At 42.4% G+C, this 21,763-nt stretch carries 20 protein-coding genes; 14 read left to right on the top strand and 6 right to left on the bottom strand.

Annotated features, from left to right (window positions below; all coding sequences use genetic code 11):
• The first annotated feature begins 38 nt into the window (after window positions 1-38).
• From GPS65_RS05570 to GPS65_RS05590, 5 genes are all read left to right on the top strand, one after another.
• Entirely contained in the window at window positions 39-842 is an 804-nt protein-coding gene (locus GPS65_RS05570) for a nucleotidyltransferase domain-containing protein (protein ID WP_119124390.1), read from the top strand.
• 160 nt (window positions 843-1,002) lie between these two features.
• On the top strand, window positions 1,003-1,920 hold the full coding sequence (locus GPS65_RS05575; protein ID WP_012008867.1) for a proline dehydrogenase family protein: 918 nt from the start codon (window positions 1,003-1,005) through the stop codon (window positions 1,918-1,920).
• Between the two features lie 23 nt (window positions 1,921-1,943).
• Window positions 1,944-3,491: an L-glutamate gamma-semialdehyde dehydrogenase gene (gene pruA, locus GPS65_RS05580; RefSeq protein ID WP_119124391.1), complete on the top strand. Its 1,548-nt coding sequence runs from the start codon at window positions 1,944-1,946 to the stop codon at window positions 3,489-3,491.
• 125 nt (window positions 3,492-3,616) lie between these two features.
• Complete coding sequence (locus GPS65_RS05585) at window positions 3,617-4,849, top strand: PucR family transcriptional regulator (RefSeq protein ID WP_012008869.1); 1,233 nt, start codon at window positions 3,617-3,619, stop codon at window positions 4,847-4,849.
• 121 nt (window positions 4,850-4,970) lie between these two features.
• Window positions 4,971-6,269, top strand: coding sequence for an arsenic transporter (locus tag GPS65_RS05590; protein WP_119124392.1), 1,299 nt, complete (start codon window positions 4,971-4,973; stop codon window positions 6,267-6,269).
• Between the two features lie 47 nt (window positions 6,270-6,316).
• Here GPS65_RS05590 and GPS65_RS05595 read toward each other — a convergent pair whose 3' ends face one another.
• Both GPS65_RS05595 and GPS65_RS05600 read right to left on the bottom strand, forming a co-directional pair.
• Window positions 6,317-6,994 carry an amino acid ABC transporter permease gene (locus tag GPS65_RS05595; protein WP_088000543.1) on the bottom strand — a complete coding sequence of 226 codons (678 nt, stop codon included), beginning with the start codon at window positions 6,992-6,994 and terminating at the stop codon, window positions 6,317-6,319.
• Between the two features lie 12 nt (window positions 6,995-7,006).
• Complete coding sequence (locus tag GPS65_RS05600; protein WP_012008872.1) at window positions 7,007-7,879, bottom strand: transporter substrate-binding domain-containing protein; 873 nt, start codon at window positions 7,877-7,879, stop codon at window positions 7,007-7,009.
• Between the two features lie 180 nt (window positions 7,880-8,059).
• On the opposite strand from GPS65_RS05600, the gene GPS65_RS05605 reads away from it, so the two are divergent.
• Complete coding sequence (locus tag GPS65_RS05605) at window positions 8,060-8,389, top strand: YckD family protein (protein ID WP_119125670.1); 330 nt, start codon at window positions 8,060-8,062, stop codon at window positions 8,387-8,389.
• 46 nt (window positions 8,390-8,435) lie between these two features.
• On the opposite strand, the gene GPS65_RS05610 is transcribed toward GPS65_RS05605, so the two are convergent.
• A complete protein-coding gene (locus tag GPS65_RS05610; protein ID WP_144457983.1) occupies window positions 8,436-9,200 on the bottom strand; it encodes an MBL fold metallo-hydrolase in 765 nt (254 codons plus the stop codon).
• 115 nt (window positions 9,201-9,315) lie between these two features.
• Between GPS65_RS05610 and GPS65_RS05615 the strand changes: the two genes are divergently transcribed.
• On the top strand, window positions 9,316-9,732 hold the full coding sequence (locus GPS65_RS05615) for an Lrp/AsnC family transcriptional regulator (protein WP_186299672.1): 417 nt from the start codon (window positions 9,316-9,318) through the stop codon (window positions 9,730-9,732).
• Window positions 9,733-9,761: 29 nt separating this feature from the next.
• Window positions 9,762-10,568 carry an AAC(3) family N-acetyltransferase gene (locus GPS65_RS05620; RefSeq protein WP_144481909.1) on the top strand — a complete coding sequence of 269 codons (807 nt, stop codon included), beginning with the start codon at window positions 9,762-9,764 and terminating at the stop codon, window positions 10,566-10,568.
• Between the two features lies 1 nt (window position 10,569).
• Here GPS65_RS05620 and GPS65_RS05625 read toward each other — a convergent pair whose 3' ends face one another.
• From GPS65_RS05625 to GPS65_RS05635, 3 genes are all read right to left on the bottom strand, one after another.
• Window positions 10,570-10,956, bottom strand: coding sequence for a competence protein ComJ (locus GPS65_RS05625; RefSeq protein ID WP_119124395.1), 387 nt, complete (start codon window positions 10,954-10,956; stop codon window positions 10,570-10,572).
• A 120-nt stretch (window positions 10,957-11,076) separates the two neighbouring features.
• On the bottom strand, window positions 11,077-12,774 hold the full coding sequence (locus GPS65_RS05630; protein ID WP_119124396.1) for a methyl-accepting chemotaxis protein: 1,698 nt from the start codon (window positions 12,772-12,774) through the stop codon (window positions 11,077-11,079).
• 127 nt (window positions 12,775-12,901) lie between these two features.
• Window positions 12,902-13,330 (bottom strand): NucA/NucB deoxyribonuclease domain-containing protein, encoded by a 429-nt coding sequence (locus GPS65_RS05635; protein ID WP_161985360.1) that lies wholly within the window; start codon window positions 13,328-13,330, stop codon window positions 12,902-12,904.
• A 367-nt stretch (window positions 13,331-13,697) separates the two neighbouring features.
• On the opposite strand from GPS65_RS05635, the gene GPS65_RS05640 reads away from it, so the two are divergent.
• Genes GPS65_RS05640 through GPS65_RS05665 form a run of 6 tightly spaced genes read left to right on the top strand, consistent with a single transcriptional unit; the run spans window position 13,698 to window position 21,589 of the window.
• Window positions 13,698-15,767, top strand: a complete 2,070-nt coding sequence (locus GPS65_RS05640) for a hydantoinase/oxoprolinase family protein (RefSeq protein WP_012008881.1) — start codon at window positions 13,698-13,700, stop codon at window positions 15,765-15,767.
• A complete protein-coding gene (locus GPS65_RS05645) occupies window positions 15,757-17,742 on the top strand; it encodes a hydantoinase B/oxoprolinase family protein (protein WP_012008882.1) in 1,986 nt (661 codons plus the stop codon). Before GPS65_RS05640 ends, GPS65_RS05645 begins: the two co-directional genes overlap by 11 nt.
• Complete coding sequence (locus GPS65_RS05650) at window positions 17,739-18,824, top strand: ABC transporter substrate-binding protein (protein ID WP_012008883.1); 1,086 nt, start codon at window positions 17,739-17,741, stop codon at window positions 18,822-18,824. Before GPS65_RS05645 ends, GPS65_RS05650 begins: the two co-directional genes overlap by 4 nt.
• An 8-nt stretch (window positions 18,825-18,832) precedes the next feature.
• Window positions 18,833-19,924, top strand: coding sequence for an ABC transporter ATP-binding protein (locus tag GPS65_RS05655; RefSeq protein WP_012008884.1), 1,092 nt, complete (start codon window positions 18,833-18,835; stop codon window positions 19,922-19,924).
• Window positions 19,924-20,793 (top strand): ABC transporter permease, encoded by an 870-nt coding sequence (locus GPS65_RS05660; protein WP_041815147.1) that lies wholly within the window; start codon window positions 19,924-19,926, stop codon window positions 20,791-20,793. The genes GPS65_RS05655 and GPS65_RS05660 overlap by 1 nt, the downstream gene beginning before the upstream one ends.
• Window positions 20,786-21,589: an ABC transporter permease gene (locus GPS65_RS05665; RefSeq protein WP_144468839.1), complete on the top strand. Its 804-nt coding sequence runs from the start codon at window positions 20,786-20,788 to the stop codon at window positions 21,587-21,589. Before GPS65_RS05660 ends, GPS65_RS05665 begins: the two co-directional genes overlap by 8 nt.
• Window positions 21,590-21,763: the final 174 nt, after the last annotated feature.

The following is a 21,763-nucleotide window of genomic DNA, read 5'->3' on the forward strand; positions in this document are numbered from 1 at the left end:
TATGTCTTATTGGTATTTTCCCAAAACGTGAAGAAGTCATGCAGAATTCTTTAGAAAGAGTTGATGGACGCTTGAGAGAGAGAATTAAGGAAGAGCTAAAAATCATCGAAGAAACGTATGACGTAAAGATTTGTCTTGCCGTCGAATCAGGCAGTAGGGCATGGGGATTTCCCTCGACCGATAGTGATTATGATGTTCGTTTTTTATATGTTCCCCGGAAAGAATGGTATTGGGCGATGGAAGAGCAGCGGGATGTCATTGAACGACCGATTGATGACATGCTTGATATCAGCGGCTGGGAGCTGAGAAAGGCACTTCGTTTATTCAATAAATCAAATCCATCCATTATGGAATGGCTGTCTTCTGATATCATCTATGCTGAATCTTTCTCTTTGGCAAAGAAGCTAAGAGAATTAAAGGACCGAGCGTTTTACCCTGCGGCTTTGATGTATCATTACCTCAATATGGCGAGGCGGAATGAGAGCCGGCATTTACGAGGAGAGCAGGTGCGAATCAAGAAGTATTTCTATGTACTTCGTCCGCTTCTTGCCTGTCAGTGGATTGAACGTTACCGAACAGTTCCACCAATGGACTTTCATGAATTGCTCAAGGATCTAGTGGAGGAAGGCCCGCTTTTAACAGAAATTCACGAACTGCTCAAACGTAAAATGGACGGAGAAGAAATGGATGTAGAGAACCGTCTCGCTCATGTCCATCCATTTATCGACAAAGAACTAGTGCGTTTTGATGAATTGGTGAAAAGCTACAATCAGCCGAAAGACAATCTGATGCAAGAATTAAATGAGCTTTTGCAGTCTACCCTTGATGAGGTGTGGACGTAGGAGGAAAGAGCCAGCCGGATAGCGGCAGGCTCTTTTTTATCTCTTATTGTGATAAAACCACAAAAAAAGTCAGAATTTTTGTCATCTTCAAATATTGTAGCGGACAGCTAATGAGCCTTACAATAAAGACATAGCTTACAAAGAGTGGGAGGTGCCCTTTATGGAGTCGGTCACAAGAAATTTCTTCTTGTTTTTGTCAAAGAGCAGTCTCTTGAACCATATAGCTCGTAATTGGGGAAGTGCTGTTGCATCTAAGAAAATCATCGGTGGGAAAGATTTTGAGAGCGCTATCTCTGTCATTAAACGATTAAATGATCAAGGAATGGCTGTTACAGTCGATCACCTTGGTGAGTTTGTCACAAAGGCAGAGATTGCAAATGAGCGAACGGATGAGTGTATTCAAACCATTCAGCGGATTGCAGAGGCCAAGCTCAATTCCCACGTGTCACTCAAAATGACATCACTCGGCCTGGATATTGACGATGACCTTGTGTATCGCAATATGAAACGTATTTTAGATACGGCAGAAAAACACCGTATCATGGTGACAATCGATATGGAGGATGAACAGCGCTGTCAAAAAACGCTGGACATTTTTAAAGAGATGAAATCTCAATATGAGTATGTCAGTACGGTCCTGCAGGCGTATTTGTACAGAACAGAAAAGGATCTTGATGACCTCAATGAGCTGCAACCATTTTTACGACTTGTAAAGGGTGCCTATAAGGAATCCGCCGAAGTGGCGTATCCAAACAAAAAAGACGTTGATCAGAATTACAAGAAACTGATCGAAAAGCAATTACTCACAGGGAACTATACAGCCATTGCGACACATGACGATCAAATGATCGAGTTCACGAAAAATATTGTGAAAAAACACAATATACCGACAAGTCAGTTCGAATTTCAAATGCTGTATGGTATGAGATCAGAAACGCAGCAGGCACTTGTGAAGGAAGGCTATCAAATGAGGGTCTACACACCGTATGGACGAGAGTGGTATGGCTACTACATGAGACGTCTTGCAGAACGGCCGGCAAACATTGCCTTTGCTTTAAAAGGAATGACGAAAAAATAATTTGAAACGGGAGCGTGACAAAGATGACAACACCTTACAAACATGAACCATTCACGGATTTTAGCCAAGAAGAAAACCGCAAAGCGTTTGAACAAGCATTAGCAAAGGTAACAGAAACACTGGGTCAAACCTATCCGCTCGTGATTAATGGAGAAAGAATCGAAACGAAAGACCAAATTGTCTCGATCAATCCAGCGAAAAAGGATGAAGTTGTTGGAACGGTATCAAAGGCCGGAAAAGAAGAGGCAGAACAAGCGGTTCAGGCTGCGGCGAAAGCATTTGAAACTTGGCGCTACACGTCTCCAGAAGAAAGAGCCAGCGTTATTTTCCGTGCTGCGGCAAGCATTCGCCGTAAAAAGCATGAGTATTCAGCCCTTCTTGTTAAAGAAGCAGGTAAGCCTTGGAATGAAGCGGACGCAGATACAGCAGAAGCGATCGACTTCCTTGAATATTATGCTCGTCAAATGCTGGAGCTGGCGAAAGGCAAACCAGTGAACAGCCGTGAAGGAGAACACAATCAATACGTATACACCCCAACTGGCGTGACACTCGTCATTCCGCCGTGGAACTTCTTGTTTGCCATTATGGCAGGAACAACAGTAGCACCAATCGTTACAGGGAATACAGTTGTCTTAAAACCTGCAAGTGCAACTCCTGTCATTGCGGCACGTTTTGTGGAAGAGCTTGAGCAGGCAGGTCTTCCAAAGGGTGTGGTGAACTTTGTACCAGGAAGCGGAGCTGAAGTTGGAGATTACTTAGTCGATCACCCGAAAACAAGCCTCATTACATTCACTGGATCAAGAGAAGTAGGGACACGTATCTTTGAACGCGCAGCTAAAGTACAGCCAGGTCAGCAGCATTTAAAGCGTGTCATTGCTGAAATGGGCGGTAAGGATACAGTGGTTGTAGATGAGGATGCAGACGTCGAATTAGCGGCTAATGCTATTTTCACATCAGCCTTCGGTTTTTCAGGTCAGAAATGTTCAGCTGGATCTCGGGCTGTCGTCCACGAGAAGCTGTATGACCAAGTGATCGAGCGAGTGAAGGAAATCACAGAAACGAAAACAACAGCGAACCCTCTTTCCGCGGATGTCTATATGGGACCTGTCATTGATCAAGCGTCCTTTGACAAGATCACAGATTATATCGAAGTGGGTAAGCAGGAAGGCCGCTTAGTCACTGGTGGAACGAGTGATGATTCGGAAGGATACTTCATTCACCCAACCGTTTTTGCAGATCTTGAGCCAACATCTCGCTTGATGCAAGAAGAAATCTTTGGACCTGTCTTGGCCTTCTCGAAAGTGTCTAGCTTTGATGAGGCACTTGAAGTAGCCAACAACACGGAATATGGTTTGACAGGTGCTGTCATTACCAATAATCGGGACCATATCAATCGTGCGAAGCAGGAGTTCCATGTAGGGAATCTCTACTTTAACCGTAACTGCACAGGAGCCATCGTAGGATACCACCCATTCGGCGGATTCAAAATGTCAGGAACCGATTCAAAAGCAGGCGGTCCAGATTACCTAGCTCTACACATGCAGGCAAAAACGATTAGTGAAATGTTTTAAGTTGGAAAAGCATGAACCTGTACACACGGGTTCATGCTTTTTTGCTTGTCTACGACTTTGTTTCTATGCAAATCTGTCCGGAAAGAAGTATGATAAATGTATTACTTAATCAGGGAGCAATCGGGATGGAAGAGATATTAGAAAAGCTTCACACATTTTTTGATGTCGATAAGTTAATTGCATTTATTAGCGGGTATTTAAAAAAACCAGTCATTTTAGAAAGCACAGAGTGCCAGCTCCTTGCTTATAACTCTTACAGCATTCAGCAGTTTGACCCAGTCAATCAGCAAACGATTTTCTCAAAAGAATGTCCAGGGTCTGTTGTCGATTGGTTAAAGAAAACAGGGGTCATCGAGCGGCTTCACAAGGAGTCAAAGCCTTTTTATGTGAGCGGTCATGACGAGCTCGGGTTTAATCGGCGGGTGGCTGTGAGCGCCAAGCATAAACAAGAGGTTGTCGGCTTTATTTGGGTGCAGGACATTGAGGATTCCCTCTCGCAGGAGGAGCTGCAATTTTTGCACGAAGCTTCCTTTCAAGTGGGAAAAGTGATTTATAAGAATAAGAAACAGCTGGAGAAAAAGGAAGGCAAGATTGAAGAGTTTTTCAAAAAGGTCATGGATGATCATTTTTATACAGAAGAAGAACTGAAGTGGGAGGCTGAGAATTTAAGCATCCCGCTGCCAGCTGTATTTACTGTCATGGTCGTACACGCTGCCGATAACAAAAGTGAGACGGCAGAAGATGTGAAGGACGTCATCCGGACGTATTTGCAGCTAGAAGACAAGGTGAATCACGTATACTCCGTTCAAGCCGACATTGTGGTGATATTGGGCAGTTTGTCAGACCGGCACTCACCGAAAGCGACTGCGGCTGACGTCATCGCTCATCTGCAATCGAAAGCGCATGCCCATCCTTCTCCCTTGTATATTGGGATGGGAAGAGAGTATCGGGATGTCATGAAAATGAGTACAAGTCGATTTGAAGCGATAGAGGTCGTGAAGGCTGTGAAAATTGTGGGAGGACAAGAGCTGATTCCATATGATTACGAAAATCTAGGGGTTTTCCGGTTCTTAGACTCGATTTACAGCCATCAAAAAAAGAAAAATGATTTCAATCCAGATTTGTTACGTTTGAAAGAAAAAGACCGTGACAGCCAAACCTCATTTTTAAAAACGCTGGAAGTCTACTTATTAAATAACTGCAAGCTAAAGCCAGCCGCAGAGCAGTTGTTTATTCATCAAAATACATTAAACTATCGAATGAAACAAATCTTTGAGATGACCTCAATCGATTTAAGTCACTTCAGCCAGCGATGTGAGTTATTTATTGAATTAATGCTAATGAAAAAAGATCAATAGTCATCGAATCCGCAGGTGCCCGGAATCACCTGCGGGTTTTCATGTGAAAATGGCATACAACGGCCTTGTTTCGTTGTATGATAGATAAGGATTTTATGAGAGAGTGAAAGGGGGACCACCTTTGGGAGCAGTCACCTTGGCCATTTTGATTTTCATCCTGACCCTCGTCCTCGTCATTTGGCAGCCCGGACGTTTAACCATTGGATGGTCAGCATGTGGAGGCGCCATTCTTGCACTTGCTTTTGGTGTCGTTCATCTGGGCGATGTGTGGGAAGTGACGCAAATAGTATGGAACGCAACATTTGCGTTTATTGGCATTATTATGATTTCGTTAATTTTAGATGAAATCGGCTTTTTTGAATGGGCTGCACTGCATATGGCAAAAGCTGCAAAAGGGAACGGTGTCCGCATGTTTATTTATTTAACATTGCTTGGCGCTGTCGTGGCTGCTTTTTTTGCGAATGATGGAGCAGCACTGATTTTGACCCCGATCGTCTTGTCTGTAGTGAGAGCGTTAAACCTAGATGAGCGGATGATCCTGCCTTTTGTGATGGCGAGCGGCTTTATTGCAGATACAACCTCTTTGCCATTTGTCATTAGTAACTTGGTCAATATCGTATCAGCCGACTATTTTCATATTGGGTTTCTAGAATATACAGCAAACATGTTCGTACCAAACCTTGTGTCGCTTGGAGCGAGCATGCTAGTGCTTTATGTGTTTTACCGAAAGCTTATTCCAAAAACATACGATCTGTCACAAGCGAAGGAACCGGCTTCAGCGATCCGGGACATCCGCATGTTCCGCTTGTCTTGGTATGTGCTTGGCTGTCTGCTTGTCGGTTATTTTGGAGGGGAACTCATTGGGATTCCAGTATCCATCATTGTGGGCGGTATTGCCCTTGTTTTCTTGTGGCTGGCAAGAAGAAGTCCGCAAGTGGCGACAAAACGTGTCATAAAAGAAGCACCGTGGTCGATTGTCTTTTTCTCAATTGGCATGTATGTCGTCGTATATGGACTGAAGAATGTCGGTCTCACAGAAATATTGGCGGCATGGATCGAACAAGGAGCAACGCATGGCTTGCTTGCGGGAACGATGTTTATGGGCGTGCTTGCCGCAGTGCTGTCCTCTGTCATGAACAATCTGCCTACTGTGTTAATTGATGCGATTGCAATCGGACATACAGACACAGCAGGCGTCATGAGAGACGGGCTGATTTATGCCAATGTCATCGGCTCAAACCTTGGTCCGAAAATGACCCCAATCGGCTCATTGGCGACATTGCTGTGGCTTCATGTTCTTAAGAAAAAAGGCGTCCATATCTCTTGGGGGGCATACATGAAAGCCGGAATCATCCTCACCATCCCGACCTTGATCCTTACTTTATTGGGGTTATATGTGTGGTTATGGCTGATACATTAAAGCTGAATATAAAAAAGAGCAGGTCGCTTGGATCTGCTCTTTTTTTGTTACAGATATTTGGCATAGCGTTTTTCTAAAAAGTCCTGAAGCAATGAGACTACACTACAAATGCCCCAGTAAATGAGGGCGACCAAAATATACATCGTCATATAATCGAATTCGCGCCCACCTACGATTTTTGCTTGCTGGAACAGCTCGGGTACAGTAATCATTGCAGCCAGTGAGGAGGCTTTGATTAAATCGAGCATGACATTGGCTAGTGGCGGTAGTGCGATGCGAACGGATTGAGGCAAAATGACACCACGCATCGTTTGCCAATAGCTGAGACCTAGTGACTTGGCAGCTTCTACCTGTCCACTCGGCACAGAGGAGAGAGCCGCTCGATTGATTTCTGCAATATAGGCAGCGCTATTGAAGCTAAATCCAATAATGGCAGCAGTGACCGCTGTAAACTCAATCCCGATATAGGGGAATCCAAAATAAAGAATAAACAAAATTACTAGAATGGGCACGCCGCGCATGAATGAGATATACAGCCGTGCAGGCAGCCAAAGCATCCACGTATTCGCCATTCTGGCAAGCGCAATAAAAAAGCCAAGAATGGTACCAAAAAACATGCTCACAAAGGAAATGAGCAGCGTCAGCCAAATGCCTTTCATGACAAATGGAAATGACGCCTTTGCCAGTGCAGGATTAAATATATATTCTAAATGAATATCTCCCACGCTTTCGGCTCCTTATTTCGAAATGTCGACATCTTCGACATCAGCATCTATTTTCTTTGAGACGTCTGCATGATTAAAGAATTTTTCGGAAATCTTTTTCATAGTTCCGTCTTTTTTCATGTCCTTTAAGACACCATTTAATTCTTTTTGAAGCTCTGTGTTGTCTTTCTTCATCACAAAACCTTGTTCGTTTGGCATGTATTTTAAGTCAGGGTGAATCGTAATATTTAATTTCGGGAATGCAGCTAGCGCTAGTGTCTGCAAGTAATAATCATTTAGAATGACATCTGTACGACCGTTAGCAACATCCTTTAAGTATTGCTCGTTTGTCGCATTGTCATAAATGACTTCCTTCGCACCGTACTTGCGAGCGACATCCATGTAAATCGTTGTGGCAGCACCAGCTGCTTTCTTTCCTTTTAAATCTTTTAACGTTTTAATGCCAGACAAATCGTCTTTTCTTACGATCGCCGTGCCATAAGAATATTTATAAGGAGTTGAAAAGGCGAACTTATCTTTTCTGTCATCTGTGATGTCGATGTCATTTGCAGCGGCATCCACTTGACCAGAATTAATGGCGCTCAGCATGCCATCATAGCCCATTTCTTTAAATTCTACTTTTACATCAAGGCGTTTAAATGCTTCTTTGACTACTTCCACTTCATAACCAGTCAATTGATCCTTGCCATTAGCGGTATCGTGATATGACGTTGGATAAAGGGTGCCTGAAGTAGCAACAACAATTTTCCCTTTCTTTTGAATCTTATCCCACTTTGAATCTCCAGACTGAGAAGAGCCTGATTGACTGCAAGCAGACAAGACAAGTATGAAAGCAGACACAACAAGCATTACCCAAATCGATTTTCTATGATAAAAACGACTCATTTAAGAATCCTCCTCTATTTTTTATACAAAACAAAACATAGCACGCTTTTTCTGTTAGGACAACGTTTTCAGAAGAAAAGCGAAAAAGTAAGAATATTATGTGCAATTTGCGTGATGAAATAATGTATAAAAAAGGAAAGTGAGTGCAAAATAAATGCGAATAAAGGAGGGAAGAACATGATGAAAAGAATAAATGGCTTGATCATATTATCGGTGATACTGTTGTCTGGTTTTTATATGGAAACAGCTCATGGAGAAACACCCCAAATGGAAAAGCGTCCAGTAACGCATCAAGTAAAACTAACGACAGAACAACAAAAACAAATTGAAACACTTGAGCAGCAAATTCTTTCTAAACGAAAAGAAGTGATTGAGAAGTACGTCCAATATGGTGTGTTAACAAAAGAACAAGGTACACATATTACGAAACGAATGGATGAGCATTACAATCATTTGAAAAACAACGGATTTGTTCCATTGCTGAAAAAACCACAGCACCATCGACCATAAGGATGAAACCGGCAGCGAGGTGCCGGTTTTTTGTTTAAGATTCTTTTCAGAAGGTGAGACTTTCACCATCTTTAGGAACAAAAATGGCTTTTTCTGCTTGATGCTCTTGAATGTAAGTTTGTAAAGAAGCTCTTGTAAGCAAGCAATGATTCACTGCCTCAAGGTGACAAGCGACAATTTGTGCAGTTGGATGAGAATGGTGAACATCTAAAATGTCTTCCTTCGTCATCGTAATCGGATCGCCTTCTAAAAATTGAGCAGCTCCGCTATTGACCACAATGACATCTGGCTTGCAAGTATTGATAACATCCTTCGGCTCATCACACCAAATGGTATCACCTGCAATATAAAGGGTAGGTTCATCAGGGTGAGAGAAAACAAAACCGCTGACCTGTCCCATCCTCTTTGCAATTTCTCCCGTCCCATGCTGTCCACCTGTTCGCAGGATATGAACACCACCAATGTCTATTTCATCTTCAATACATGTGACATGCTCGAAACCGGCTTCTTCAACTTCTTTTTTGTCATTCTCCGATTGGGTATAAATGGGCTGATCTTGAGCTATTTTTTGTTTTGCCTCGTCATCAAAGTGATCTACGTGCAAATGAGTGAGTAAGACAGCATCTGGGTGTAGCATGTTGTCTAAGTCAATGTTTACAGGCAGATCAACAATTGGATTATTCAAATGTTGATTGGCTGTATGAGGGAACGGTGGGTATGTTCCTTTTGCTGCTAAAAAGGGATCAATGAAGAAAGTTGTCTGACCATATTCAAGGTATAAAGTAGCATTCCGAATGAGCGTGATTTTCATGAAAAGGCCTCCTTTTTTTCTGATTAAGTTTACAGTATATTAAAAGAGTTCCTTGTGACAGAGGGGAATGAAAGTCTTTCATCAGCAGGACTTGATTTTTGAAAGAGGTGAGCCAATGTTAGACCAAACCGATATGGATATATTAAAAGAGCTCTCTAAAAACAGTCGGTTGACCATGAAAGCGTTAGGTGAAAAAGTTCATTTAACCGGTCAAGCTGTTGCGAATCGTGTGTTAAAACTTGAAGAAGAGGGTGTGATTGAAGCATATACCATTTCGATTGACTGGCGGACGCAAAAGACCATCCAAACATTTATGCAGCTCTATACCCGAAGTCATCATCACGAACCACTTCTGTCATTTCTCGATCGACAGGAAGAGATCAAGAATTTATTTAAAATAAGTGGTGAGGGCTGCTATATGGCTGAAGGTCATTTCTCAAGTCATGATGAACTCGATCTGTTTTTAACGGAGCTGACAAATTACGCAAATTATAAACTGTCTATTGCGGTTAAGCGTCTCATTCATCATTAAGAGAAGAGATGCAGGAGGAAAAGGAAACGATGAAAAAATTAATCGAAAATCAAGCTGAACCGGTGACAAAGGAAACAATCAAAGCTGACTTGGTTCAACTTGGTGTGAAAAAAGGCATGATTTTATGTGTTCACTCATCTTTATCATCTATAGGCTGGATAAACGGAGGCGCTGTTGCCCTCATCCAAGCATTGATGGAAACCGTAACAGAAGAGGGGACACTGATCATGCCGGCACAAACGTTAGAGCTTTCTGATCCCGCCGATTGGATCGATCCGCCTGTTCCTTTTTCATGGTGGAAATCGATCAAAGACACAATGCCTGCATTTGATCCAGCTTACTCGATACCAACTGCAATGGGAAAGGTAGCGGAAGCGTTTTGGAAATACCCAGGCGTGGCGAGAAGCAATCATCCTCATTTTTCATTCACGGCCTGGGGAAAAAAGAAACATGAGCTTCTGAAACACCACGCACTTTCTTTTGGATTAGGGGAGCATTCTCCTCTAGCCCGCATGTATGATGTTCAGGCTCAGGTGCTACTGATTGGTACGTCTTTTGAGAGTCTGACCGCTTTCCATTTGGCTGAATATCGCATTCCTCAACAAGACCTTATGACAAGAGGAGCTCCCATCTTAGAAAATGGATGGAGGGTATGGAAAGAATACAAAGATATCATCACTAGAGAAGAACTATTTGAGCAGATCGGCTGTGACTTTCTGAAATCAGGAGGCACTCATCATCACGGTCAAATCGGGCTTGCCAGTTCATATTTATTGCCAGTGAGAGAGTCGGTAGACTTTGCAGAAAAGTGGCTTGATTTGTACGATCAGTCGTGATCTACACCGTTTGGAAATGGATATGATAAAGGTCTTCATCAGGCTGCTGTGTAGTGTAGCAGGTGAGCTGATAGTCTCCCTGTGGTATAGGGAAAGACAGCACCTGAGCCATGACGCTTGTGATATAAACTTGGTCACTTGCATGCGTAAAAGGTACTGTGACCGTTCTGTCAGCCGAGGCTGGGGAGATATCGTTATTTAAAGTTACAGTAACAGAGGCTTTTCCGTTGTTGATCCCTTCAAAGGACACACCTTGATCTCCCATGGCGAATCCTTGAAGAATGTCATCATCTGACCAGTCAATCACAGGTGGCGTTTTGCTTCCGGTGTATACGGTGATTTGGTGATAGGAGATAGATAGGGAATAGGCTTGGTTTAAGTTATTCATTTAAAAAACTCCTTTATTCATAGATTTTTGTTGGAATGTGAATGGTTGAAAGAGTGATTCTTGAAGAGAATGTTAGGCAGCAAGACGATTGTCGCCGTCTTGCGCTTCTATATGAGGAATCTAGATGTGAAATTGTGAAACCATTGTTTTTAAATCTCCTGCTAAATGGGCAAGAGCTTCTGATGAAGCAGTTACTTCTTCCATTGCAGCAAATTGTTCTTCTGTTAAACCGGCTACTTGCTGTGAATGTTCACTTGTTAATTTAACCCCTTCTGTAATAGTGGCAAAGGATTGTTTCGCATCGTTTGTATAAGCTGCGATTTTTTGAGATGCACTAGATAAATGCTTAATACCATCTGCCATTTCTCTCATTGACTGCTGAATATCAATAAATGATTCTTCTGCATGAGAAATAAGTACAGTCCCTTGAGCCGCTTCCTCTCTTACTCGTTTGATCGCACTTGTTGAATGAGTCATCTCTTTTTGGATTTCTGAAATGAGATGGGAAATCATATTTGATGATGCTTGAGATTCTTCAGCGAGCTTTCTCACTTCGTCTGCAACAACCGCAAATCCTTTCCCATGCTCACCGGCTCGTGCTGCTTCAATTGCTGCGTTAAGAGCAAGTAGGTTGGTCTGGTTAGCGATGTCTGTAATAACGTGAGAAATATGATCAATTTCAGCCGAACGTGTCTCTAAAGCTTGAATGGCTGTCCCATTTTCCTCTATTGATTTTGCAATAGATGTCATTTGTGAGTTTACTTCCCCAATATTCTGTACACCTTTTAGGGCCATTTCTTGTGCATATTGACTTCTTGAAGCCATTTGCCCTGCATTTTCCGTGATTTTTGCCAATTCGTTAGATACTTGAATCATTGTGTGCTCACTTGTTGTCATTTGAGCAGACTGTTCTTCTGATGAATGAGCGACTTCTTGAATACTATGGGTGATTTTTTCTGATGCTGCACTTGTTTCTTCTGCACTAGCTGACAGCTGTTCAGATGAGGTTGCCACTAATTCAGACGTGTTCATCACATTAAGAATGGTGTGATTTAATTTTTCCCGCATCTTATTGAAATGATCAGCCAAATCAGACAGTTCATCGCCTGTTGTATCTGTCACATTGATGGTTAAATTGCCTTCTCCTGCACTCTTAATGGCAGAAGCCATGCGCTTGAGACGGGTTTGAATCCGCTTCGTGAAAATAGAAATAATGATTACAGCAACAATTAAGCTTAATAACAGAACAATGAAAAATTGAATGTAGAATGACTGAAGCATTTGTGAAATCATGCTTTGGTTGGCGCCCGTATAAAAAATGCCGATCGTTTCACCTGCATCATTTTTGATTGGCATATAAGCCGTTTGATAATCTTTCCCGGCTACATTTGCTGTGCCATAATAGTTTTCGCCTTTATCTAATACAGTGGCCTTCACTTCTGGTGAAACTTGTGTACCGACAGCTCGTTTGCCGTTTAACATGACATTCGTTGCGACACGGGTATTTCCTTGGAAAATTGTGATCGTATCATCGGTGTATTCTGCTAAATGGTCGACCAATGTATCATGATCATTGATTTGGGTATTCCCTTTGTAAAGCTTTCCATCTTTTATCTGCCACGAGCCTGCTACTTTTTCATCTAGGTAGGCATAGCCTAGCTTTAAATCCCCTTTTGCTTTTTCAGTGGCCATGTGCTTGATGTTTTCTGTCATCTCACGATTCACCACATAACCAACAATTGCGGAAAAGATGATGATGACACTTAAAAAGATCAGCAAAATTTTGGCACCAAGCCTCAGTTTTCCTTTTTTCTTCATGCTTTTTGACTCCTTTAGGTATAAGGTAGGATAAACCTCCTTAAGGATTATCGGCATGAAAAAAATGTTTGAAATACCTGTATGCAGTTACGAGGAAATTTTTTTAAGATAGAAAAGGGAAATGGCGTTAATCGATGATAAATTGTATTCTTGTGCCATCGGGATCATCAGATAATTGATGACCGACCCATGAGCCTGCTCCTCTATTATCTGAAGGACTAATATACTTGACTGAAGCCCCTGTTCCTCCTTCCTTACACATCACCATAGGCCATTCATCCCGATCATATCCGCGCTTTGTTGGAATGCCATGAAGTGATTGTTCTCTTTGTTCATCGCTATGTATACGGTCAATCGTACATACGGATGAATGGCCTTCATCAATTGCCTCCTCTATGTGCTTCGCGGTTTCGGGATAACGATCTGATGGGAAGTGAATCGTTTTGTCATAAGATGAATTCGTCGTCTCTTGTTTACTTTGCTCCAGTTGAATATAACCTGTTGCTACACCAATGACGATCAGTAAAAGCAAGAGAATAATTTTAAGAAGTTTCATAGATGCTAGCTCTCTTTCTTGTTTGCGTATTTTGTAAACAGAAGTATAGCAGAATTACTTACCAATTTCTCCTGGTTTTGAAAAAACGCCTTTTAAAGTTCGAAAAACGTTTTTTATCCATTTTCATGCTCTTCACATGTGTAAAAATTCATAAAAATTTTAATTTTTCAGTTCATAAAAAGATTATCCTTTATCAAAATGGCTTTATCACTGCTTTTTGGGCTAATTTCAAGAATTTAACACGCAGAAATTTCAAAAAAATAAAATTGACTAGACCGATATGCTTTAATAATATGGAGTCAAATATCAAAAAATGTCGTAATTTATCAAAATATCATTCTATTTACATTGTAGGAGGGAAGTACAAATGGCGGATGTCTCTTATCGGCTCGGCATAGATATAGGCGGAACATTTACTGACTTATCGTTGATGAATGAAGCAACAGGGGCGCTGACTGAACTCAAAACACCCACAGTGACTGATGACCCGGCTCAGGGAATTATCAATGGGCTAAAACTTCTAAAAGACAGAGGTGTTGATTTATCTAAAATCCAATATCTCGTACATGGAATGACAATCGGTCTTAATACATTGTTGCAGAGGAAAGGAGCAGATTTGGCTCTTTTTGTGACGGAAGGCTTTCAAGACATATTGTCACTTCAACGTTTAAGATTACCCATTCCTTATGACTTCAATTCTCGTTTGCCAGAACCATTGATACCACGAAAGCATGTATATCCAATCTCTGAAAGGTTGATACACGATGGTACGATCAAAAAACCTCTCCATCTGCAGCAATTAGATCATGCTGTTCAGCAGGTCATATCTAAAGGGCTAGCAGGTATTGTCATTTCTTTTTTACATAGCTATCAAAATCCAGTTCATGAATTACAGGCAAAAGCCTATATCAAACACCATTATCCGCAATTAGAAGTCCTTACTTCATCTGAATTATGGCCTCAAATGAGAGAATACGAGCGTACCGTGATGTCTGTTGTTAATTTGTACATCCAACCAAAGGTGAAACAGTATTTACAAACATTGAAAAGCCGTTTGAAAGAAGAAGGTGTACCAATTTCTCCATACATTACACAATCAAATGGTGGTTTAATGGATGCAGAAAGTGCAGCAGATTCACCTGTTAAAACACTTTTTTCTGGTCCAGCAGCTGGTGTCATTGGTGCCGCAAGAATTGCGGCCTCTGCAAACGAATCCAATCTGATCACGTTTGATGTTGGGGGGACGAGTGCAGATATCTCCATTATTCAAAATGGACAGCCGACGATGGCTCAGTCAAATCAGCTTTCAGGCTTTCCTATCATTCTTCCATCTGTTGCAATGTATTCAATAGGGGCAGGCGGGGGTTCTGTTGCATGGATTGATCAGGGCGGGCTTCTCAAAGCAGGACCAGAATCAGTTGGCTCACATCCGGGACCAGCTTCGTATGGTAAGGGGACGAAAGCCGCCTTAACTGACGCGTTCCTCATATGTGGTTATCTTAATCAAGAGCGTTTTGCCGGAGGACATTTACAGCTACAGCTGTCCGCGGCGGAAAAGGCCTTTCAGCCAATTGCCAACCAGCTCAACAAAACGGTAGAAGAAGCTGCTGACCAGCTGATTCAAGTAGCTGTCGCCAATATGTACACAGAATTAAGCAATGTCATGGAACAGCAAGGGTTTGACCCAAGAGATTTTAGTTTACTAGCGTTTGGTGGAGCAGGACCGGTTGTAGCGAATTTCCTTGCGCGAGAAATTCATGCGAAAAACGTAGTCGTTCCTCCAAGTCCAGGAACATTATGTGCATTAGGTGCCCTGACCGCTGATTTTATTCATGATGCAGTACTGTCGAAGAAAATATGCTTACAAGACTACTCGATAGATCAACTAAAACAAGATTATGAGGTGCTTTCTCGAAAAGCGATTGATTGGTTCAGCCAGCAGAACATTCAGCATATTAAACAGACGTCCATTCTATTATTGGCAGATGCACGTTATCAAGGACAAGCCTTTGAGATTGAATTACCATTATCAGCTGAATGGCTGAAGCAAGAGCAAGACATCCATCAACTCGTTGAAGCCTTTCACAAACTACATCAACGTCAATACGGTCATAGAGATGATCAGGCGAACATCGAGTTCACTCATTTACGAGTTCGAGTCATAGGCGAAACGCCGCCGCTGCCTCTCACACCTGCTCATGAAAGCAGTGGACAATCTTTGAAGCCACATGAATTCAGGCGAATCTTTATAGAAGAAAAAGAATATGAAGCAGCTATTTATCACAGAAATACTTTGTCGGTGGGTTCTGTCATGAATGGTCCTGCCATCATTGAGCAGGATGATACGACAACATTGATTCTGCCAAATTGGGCAGGCAGCATTGATCCATCAGGGAATTTGGTGATTTCAAGGGAGGCGGCTTTACATGAGAACTGATCCAGCAAAGCTTGAGATGATGCGCAGTTATTTTAATGCAATTGCATCTGGTATGGGACATGTTATTGAACGGACGTCTTTTACGACTTTCGTCAAAGAATCAGCTGACTTTGCGACAGCGTTAGCTACGCCTTCTGGAGATTTCTTTGTTTATCCGAAGACAGTAGGTGTCACGATCTTTTTAGGGCTGAGTCTTAAAAAAGCGATTGAAGAGAGCGGACCGATGCAGCCAGGAGATATTATCATCACAAATGATCCTTATACGACAGATGGTTTAGCAACCCATTTGCCAGATGTCCATATCATTAAGCCGATTTTCGTAGATGGTGAAATTGTCAGCTATGCTTGGTCTTTTGTTCATGTAAGTGACGTGGGAGGACTTGTGCCCTCGAGTATTTCACCGACAGCGACAGATGTTCATCAAGAAGGGTTAAGAATACCGCCAGTGAAAATTTATGAAGACGGAAAAGAGAATCAAGTCGTTCGTACTTTTTTAAGAGCTAACAGCCGAGCTGGTCATTTAAATGATGGGGATATCAATGCGATGATTGCTGCAGTGAATACGGCAGAAATTCGGTTAAAAGAAATGATCGGCAAATTTGGAATAAATGAAGTGAAACAAGGAATGATGGACCTCCTGAAACAAGCTGAGGTTCGTGCAGGAAAGGTCATTGAAGCCATTCCGGACGGAACGAGTGAATTCGCTGACTATTTAGATGATGATATGATCTCGGATGTGCCGATCCGGTTGAAAATCAAGTTAACGGTGAAAGGAAAGCGGCTGACACTTGATTTTTCTGAGTGTGACCCTCAAGTGAAAACAGCATTTAACCTTGTTACCAATGGTCAGAAGCATTCCTTCCTATATCAAGGGTTGATTAACTACATTATTAGTCAAGATCCCTTTATACCGATTAATGGAGGAATCACATATCCGATTGAAGTGATTTCCCCTAAAGGGACGCTAGTGCATCCAGAATACCCGGCTTCTGTTGGTATTCGGCATTCGATTACGATGAGGCTGTACAATGTCGTACTAGGTGCCATTGGTAAGCTGTTACCTGAGGCGGTGCCGGCAGCAGGTGCTGGTCAATCTGCTATTGTCGTTCTCTCTGTTCCTGATAATCAAACAGGTGGTAGGAAAATGTCTGTTGTCGAACCATTAGGCGGAGGCGGTGGTGCTCAAAATGGAACGGACGGAGTAGATGGTATTGATCATTCGTCTGGCTTTTTGAAGAATACACCCATTGAGAGCTTAGAACAGCATATTGATATTCATGTTCATCGATATGAGCTTTTGCCAAACACAGGTGGAGCAGGAGAAAACAGAGGCGGACATGCGATTGGTTTGGAATTTGAAATGCTCAAGCCTGAATCCATGGTGACCGCACGAGGTATGGAACGGATGAAGTTTCAGCCTTGGGGATTAATGAGCGGCCGAGCAGGAGCGATCGGTGAGGTCAAGCTAGTCACAGCAAGAGGTGAAAAACAAGACCAGCCGAAAATAGATGTCTTGCGTCTTGAAAAAGGCGATATTGTGCAATTGACATCACCAAGTGGAGGCGGCTGGGGAAATCCATTTGCAAGAGAGAAAGAAAAAGTCCTTCATGAAGTGGAAGCAGGTTTATTAAGTGAAGAAAGAGCGCTGCAACAATATGGCGTTAAAGTGTATGTAGACCAAAATGAATGGAAAATTGATGAGGAGCAAACAAATCAGCTTCGTGAAAAGGGGAATCATCCTGCTCATATGATGTGGGATGTCGGAGAACACAGAGAAGCTTATGAGAAAGTATGGACGGATGAAGCCAGTAGCGAACTTGCTGTGCTTCTGCGTTCCTACCCAGCCAACGAACGTACACATTATAAACATGCAGTTCATCAATATTTCAGTCATAGAAATGAGCCGTTAACAAAGAAAGATATCATTCAAGCACTTCGTCATTTGGATGGACAAAAAGGGGGAAATGAATCATGAGAAGAAGATTAATCACTATTTTTGCAGGTGTTCTATCAATGATTCTACTGCTATCAGCTTGCGGTGGGAATGGACAAGATCAAGGAAAACAGCAACAGACTGTGATCGTTGGCGTATACGGAGGCGATTGGGAAAAGAATATCAAACCGATTCTTGAAAAGTTTGAAAAAGATACGGGAATTAAAGTCCAAACCGTCTCTGGTGCGGATTCTGAATGGTTTACAAAATTAAAAGCGTCAAATGGTAAAAATCCACCATATGACCTGCTTATTTTACAGCCTGATACGATTCAAAGAGGCATTGCAGCAAACGTTCTTGCACCGATTGACGAAGGGAAAGCACCGAATGTCAAAAAGCTTTACCGTTCTGTTCAAAAGAAGCTCACTGTTGATGGAAAACAATATGCAGCAGGCTTTAGTATGGGTCAGCTTGGAATTGCGTATAGAAAAGACCTCGTAAAGCAGGAACCAAACAGCTGGACTGACCTATGGAGCAGTCAGTTAAAAGGGAAGGTAGCCATTTCATCTCCGACTTATTCAGCCGGGTTACAATTTTTCTCTGCGCTTGTCCATGCTCAAGGGGGGACAGAATCAAATCCTAAGGATATTGATAAAGCCTTTAAAAGCCTTTCGCAATTAAAAGGGCATGTAGCTGCTTTTCCAGATAATCCAGGGTCTATTCAAACCTTGTTAGAACGTGGTGACGTCGCAGCAGTTCCTTATTGGGATGGACGAGTATTCGCACTTGAAGAAGAAGGTATGGATATTGGTTTCTCATATCCGAAAGAAGGCGCTGTTGCAGCAGTTGCGAGCTGGGCTTTAACGAAGGGAAGTCAGCATGAAGAAGCTGCTTACAAACTATTAAACTATTTAAGTGGAAAAGAAGCTCAGGAAGCCTTCTCGGAAAAATCTTATTATGGTATGTCGAATTCTGATGTGAAATACGGTGACAAGATTAAGGGGAAGGTCAAGGTTGGAGAGAATTATTATAGCAAGCTGACTTGGGTAGATTACGAAACAGCAACTTCGGAGCTGGGCAATTGGACAAATCGATGGAACGAAGTATTAGGCGGAGGAAAATAGGTGATCGTATGAGTGGAATTCATTTAGAACATATCAGCCAGCATTTCGGCGAGCAGATTGCTCTTAACGATGTCAGTCTTACGGTGAATGAGGGAGAGTTTTTCTCCCTTCTTGGTCCTAGTGGCTGCGGGAAATCAACTTTATTAAACATCATTGGTGGTTTTTTAGAGCCAACAAAAGGTGTCGTCTATATTGGGGATCAGGATGTGACGAATTTACCGCCTTATCAAAGAAAAACGGGTATGGTTTTTCAAAGCTATGCACTCTTTCCGCATTTGACTGTCTTTGATAATGTGGCGTATGGGTTAAAGGTTCAAAAGAAAAAGAAGGCAGAAATCAAAGAGAAGGTAATGGATAGTTTGTCTCTTGTGCAATTAGAGGCGTTTGCGAAACGTATGCCGCATCAATTAAGTGGTGGACAGCAGCAGCGGGTAGCGATTGCAAGGGCGCTTGCGATTCAGCCCTCTGTTCTTCTTCTTGATGAACCGCTCAGCAACCTAGATGCAAAACTAAGAAAAAATATGCAGACAGAGCTTCGAAATATTCAAAGGAATGTCGGGATTACCACCATTCTCGTGACCCATGATCAAGAGGAAGCGTTAAGTCTTTCTGATCGGGTTGGGATTTTAGGAGAGGGGAAAATCCAGCAGATTGGGACGCCTTTAGAGGTGTACCGCCAGCCAAACAATCGATTTGTGGCTGAATTTATCGGACAAGTGAACCTATTTGAGGCAGTCTATGATGAAGCAAGTGCTGCATTTATCGTTCCTCATTTAATCCAGTCAAACGGGCAGCAAGTGCAGTTAAAGGCAGCGGCACACTATGAGAAGAAGGAGAAGCATTTACTCATGCTCCGTCCAGAAAGAATCAACATATCTTCTGAGCGGGGAGACATTCAGTCTAACCATGTATCAGGCGTGCTGACAGATGTCAGTTATATTGGTCACTCATTACGTTTGGTGGTGGGGCTAGATAGCGGTGAAATGATTGTTCATGCTTCTGATGCAGCGTTTCCAGAGCTGCCGAAAGCTGGAGAAGCTATTCATATCAATTGGCAGCCTGAAGATATCGTTTTCCTAGATTCGAAGGTGCATACGTGATGCGTATCAACAAAAGGAATCAGCGATTTCATTGGTTCATGCTGCTGCCAGCGTGTTTGTTTCTTGTTGTATTTCTTCTAGCGCCGCTCGTGATGATGTTCGTCCTTAGTTTTCGCGATGTGGATTCAATGATGAATACATTACAAACGTATAGCTTTTCTCAATATATTCATGTGTTCACGACAGATGCGTATGTGAAGGCGATTGGAAGTACAGTATGGGTCGCTTTGCAGACAACGGTGATTTGTCTATTGATGGCATACCCTGCAGCATACGTGCTCGTCAAGGCACCTCATCCGCGTCTGCGGGCATTTTTCTATATCTTACTTGTCTCGCCGCTTTTGACAAGCGTTGTGATTCGGACCTTTGCATGGATTGTCCTTCTTTCACAAAATGGTTTGATCAATGGCATGTTATTAGATTTACATGTGATTGAGAAGCCGCTCTCTATGCTGTGGAATATGAATGCGGTAATTATTGCGTATGTTCAGGTCATGCTGCCTTTTGCAGTGCTGCCTATCGCGACGAGCTTAACTGATATGGATCGTCATTTACGACCTGCTTCTATGAGTCTAGGAGCTGGACGAATTCGAACCTTCTTTCATGTAACCTTTCCATTGACTATTCCAGGGATGGTGACTGGGGCTATTATTGTCTTTTCTCTGGCGGCTGGAAGCTATATCACTCCGCTCTTAGTCGGCGGAAGAATGCAACCGCTGCTGCCGCTGTCTATATATCAGCAAGTCATGCAGGTGTATAACTTGCCTCTTGCTGCAGCGATGTCCTTTACGTTATTGGTTTGTGTGCTTATCGTGGTCAGTTTATTAAGCTATCTATTGAAGCGTTGGGAGGCGAGGATGCATGCGTAAAAAATCATTTGGTGATCGCTTGCTTTCCATCCTGATTTGGACTGCTGGGTCACTGGTTTATCTCTTTTTAACCATACCTGTTCTTGTCATCGTCTTATCTGCTTTTAGTCCAAATGCCTTCCCTGAATTTCCGCCGACTTCATTCTCTGTTCGTTGGTTTCAAGAGGTCGTGTCGAATCCAGAATGGATGGAGTCTCTGCGTATCAGTGTGATGTTGCTATATATCGTAACGCCTCTTACGGTTCTTTTAGGCACGATGGCTTCGTATGCTTTAGCAAGGCTTTCCTTTAAGGGAAAGGAGGCAATTCAAGCCTTCATTTTGTCCCCTCTGATGATTCCTCAAGTAGTGTTAGGGATTGCCATGCTTTATTTGTTTACGGCTATGGGATTTACAGGATCTTTGTGGGCACTTGTCATAGGTCACGTCATTATTGGCTTTCCCTATGTGGTTCGAACAGTAGGCGTCAGTGTCTCGAATTTGGACCCGAGGCTTGAGCTAGCTTCAATGAATCTTGGCGCAGGACCTATTCGCACATTCTTTCGAGTGACACTGCCTTTGATAAAACCAGGAATAATTGCAGGCGGGGTATTTTCTGCCGTGACGTCATTTGGGGAAATATCGATCAGTTTGTTTGTTTCCTCTCCTCAAACGATTACGATCCCTGTTAGGACGTTTAATTACATTGAGCAAACCTTTGATCCGAGTGTCAATGCGATATCTGTCATATTTATTATCATTTCTATCATTGCGTTGCTCATTATTGAGAAAACGATTGGCCTGTCTAAGGTGATGTAAATATAATGAAGAAACAAGGGAGCTGTCATTTGAAATGGCAGCTCTTTTTGTATTGTTTTTACGGTAAATATTTTCAATTTTTTAGGGAATATAGTTCTTAAGATTTAAGAAATCGTGGAGGGTGAAAGGAGACCTCTATCCTACATTTTCGGTCATATTTGCAAATTTTAAGGA

It is taken from the genome of Bacillus pumilus (assembly GCF_009937765.1).
GTDB classification, from domain to species: Bacteria; Bacillota; Bacilli; order Bacillales; family Bacillaceae; genus Bacillus; species Bacillus pumilus_O.

Excerpts from the sequence above, each read along its gene's own strand:
- GPS65_RS05570 (WP_119124390.1), top strand. The coding sequence starts at position 39 with ATGCAGAATTCTTTAGAAAGAGTTGATGGACGCTTGAGAGAGAGAATT.
- GPS65_RS05575 (WP_012008867.1), top strand. The coding sequence starts at position 1,003 with ATGGAGTCGGTCACAAGAAATTTCTTCTTGTTTTTGTCAAAGAGCAGT.
- pruA (WP_119124391.1), top strand. The coding sequence starts at position 1,944 with ATGACAACACCTTACAAACATGAACCATTCACGGATTTTAGCCAAGAA.
- GPS65_RS05585 (WP_012008869.1), top strand. The coding sequence starts at position 3,617 with ATGGAAGAGATATTAGAAAAGCTTCACACATTTTTTGATGTCGATAAG.
- GPS65_RS05600 (WP_012008872.1), bottom strand. The coding sequence starts at position 7,879 with ATGAGTCGTTTTTATCATAGAAAATCGATTTGGGTAATGCTTGTTGTG.
- GPS65_RS05605 (WP_119125670.1), top strand. The coding sequence starts at position 8,060 with ATGAAAAGAATAAATGGCTTGATCATATTATCGGTGATACTGTTGTCT.
- GPS65_RS05610 (WP_144457983.1), bottom strand. The coding sequence starts at position 9,200 with ATGAAAATCACGCTCATTCGGAATGCTACTTTATACCTTGAATATGGT.
- GPS65_RS05615 (WP_186299672.1), top strand. The coding sequence starts at position 9,316 with ATGTTAGACCAAACCGATATGGATATATTAAAAGAGCTCTCTAAAAAC.
- GPS65_RS05620 (WP_144481909.1), top strand. The coding sequence starts at position 9,762 with ATGAAAAAATTAATCGAAAATCAAGCTGAACCGGTGACAAAGGAAACA.
- GPS65_RS05625 (WP_119124395.1), bottom strand. The coding sequence starts at position 10,956 with ATGAATAACTTAAACCAAGCCTATTCCCTATCTATCTCCTATCACCAA.
- GPS65_RS05630 (WP_119124396.1), bottom strand. The coding sequence starts at position 12,774 with ATGAAGAAAAAAGGAAAACTGAGGCTTGGTGCCAAAATTTTGCTGATC.
- GPS65_RS05635 (WP_161985360.1), bottom strand. The coding sequence starts at position 13,330 with ATGAAACTTCTTAAAATTATTCTCTTGCTTTTACTGATCGTCATTGGT.
- GPS65_RS05640 (WP_012008881.1), top strand. The coding sequence starts at position 13,698 with ATGGCGGATGTCTCTTATCGGCTCGGCATAGATATAGGCGGAACATTT.
- GPS65_RS05645 (WP_012008882.1), top strand. The coding sequence starts at position 15,757 with ATGAGAACTGATCCAGCAAAGCTTGAGATGATGCGCAGTTATTTTAAT.
- GPS65_RS05650 (WP_012008883.1), top strand. The coding sequence starts at position 17,739 with ATGAGAAGAAGATTAATCACTATTTTTGCAGGTGTTCTATCAATGATT.
- GPS65_RS05655 (WP_012008884.1), top strand. The coding sequence starts at position 18,833 with ATGAGTGGAATTCATTTAGAACATATCAGCCAGCATTTCGGCGAGCAG.
- GPS65_RS05660 (WP_041815147.1), top strand. The coding sequence starts at position 19,924 with ATGCGTATCAACAAAAGGAATCAGCGATTTCATTGGTTCATGCTGCTG.
- GPS65_RS05665 (WP_144468839.1), top strand. The coding sequence starts at position 20,786 with ATGCGTAAAAAATCATTTGGTGATCGCTTGCTTTCCATCCTGATTTGG.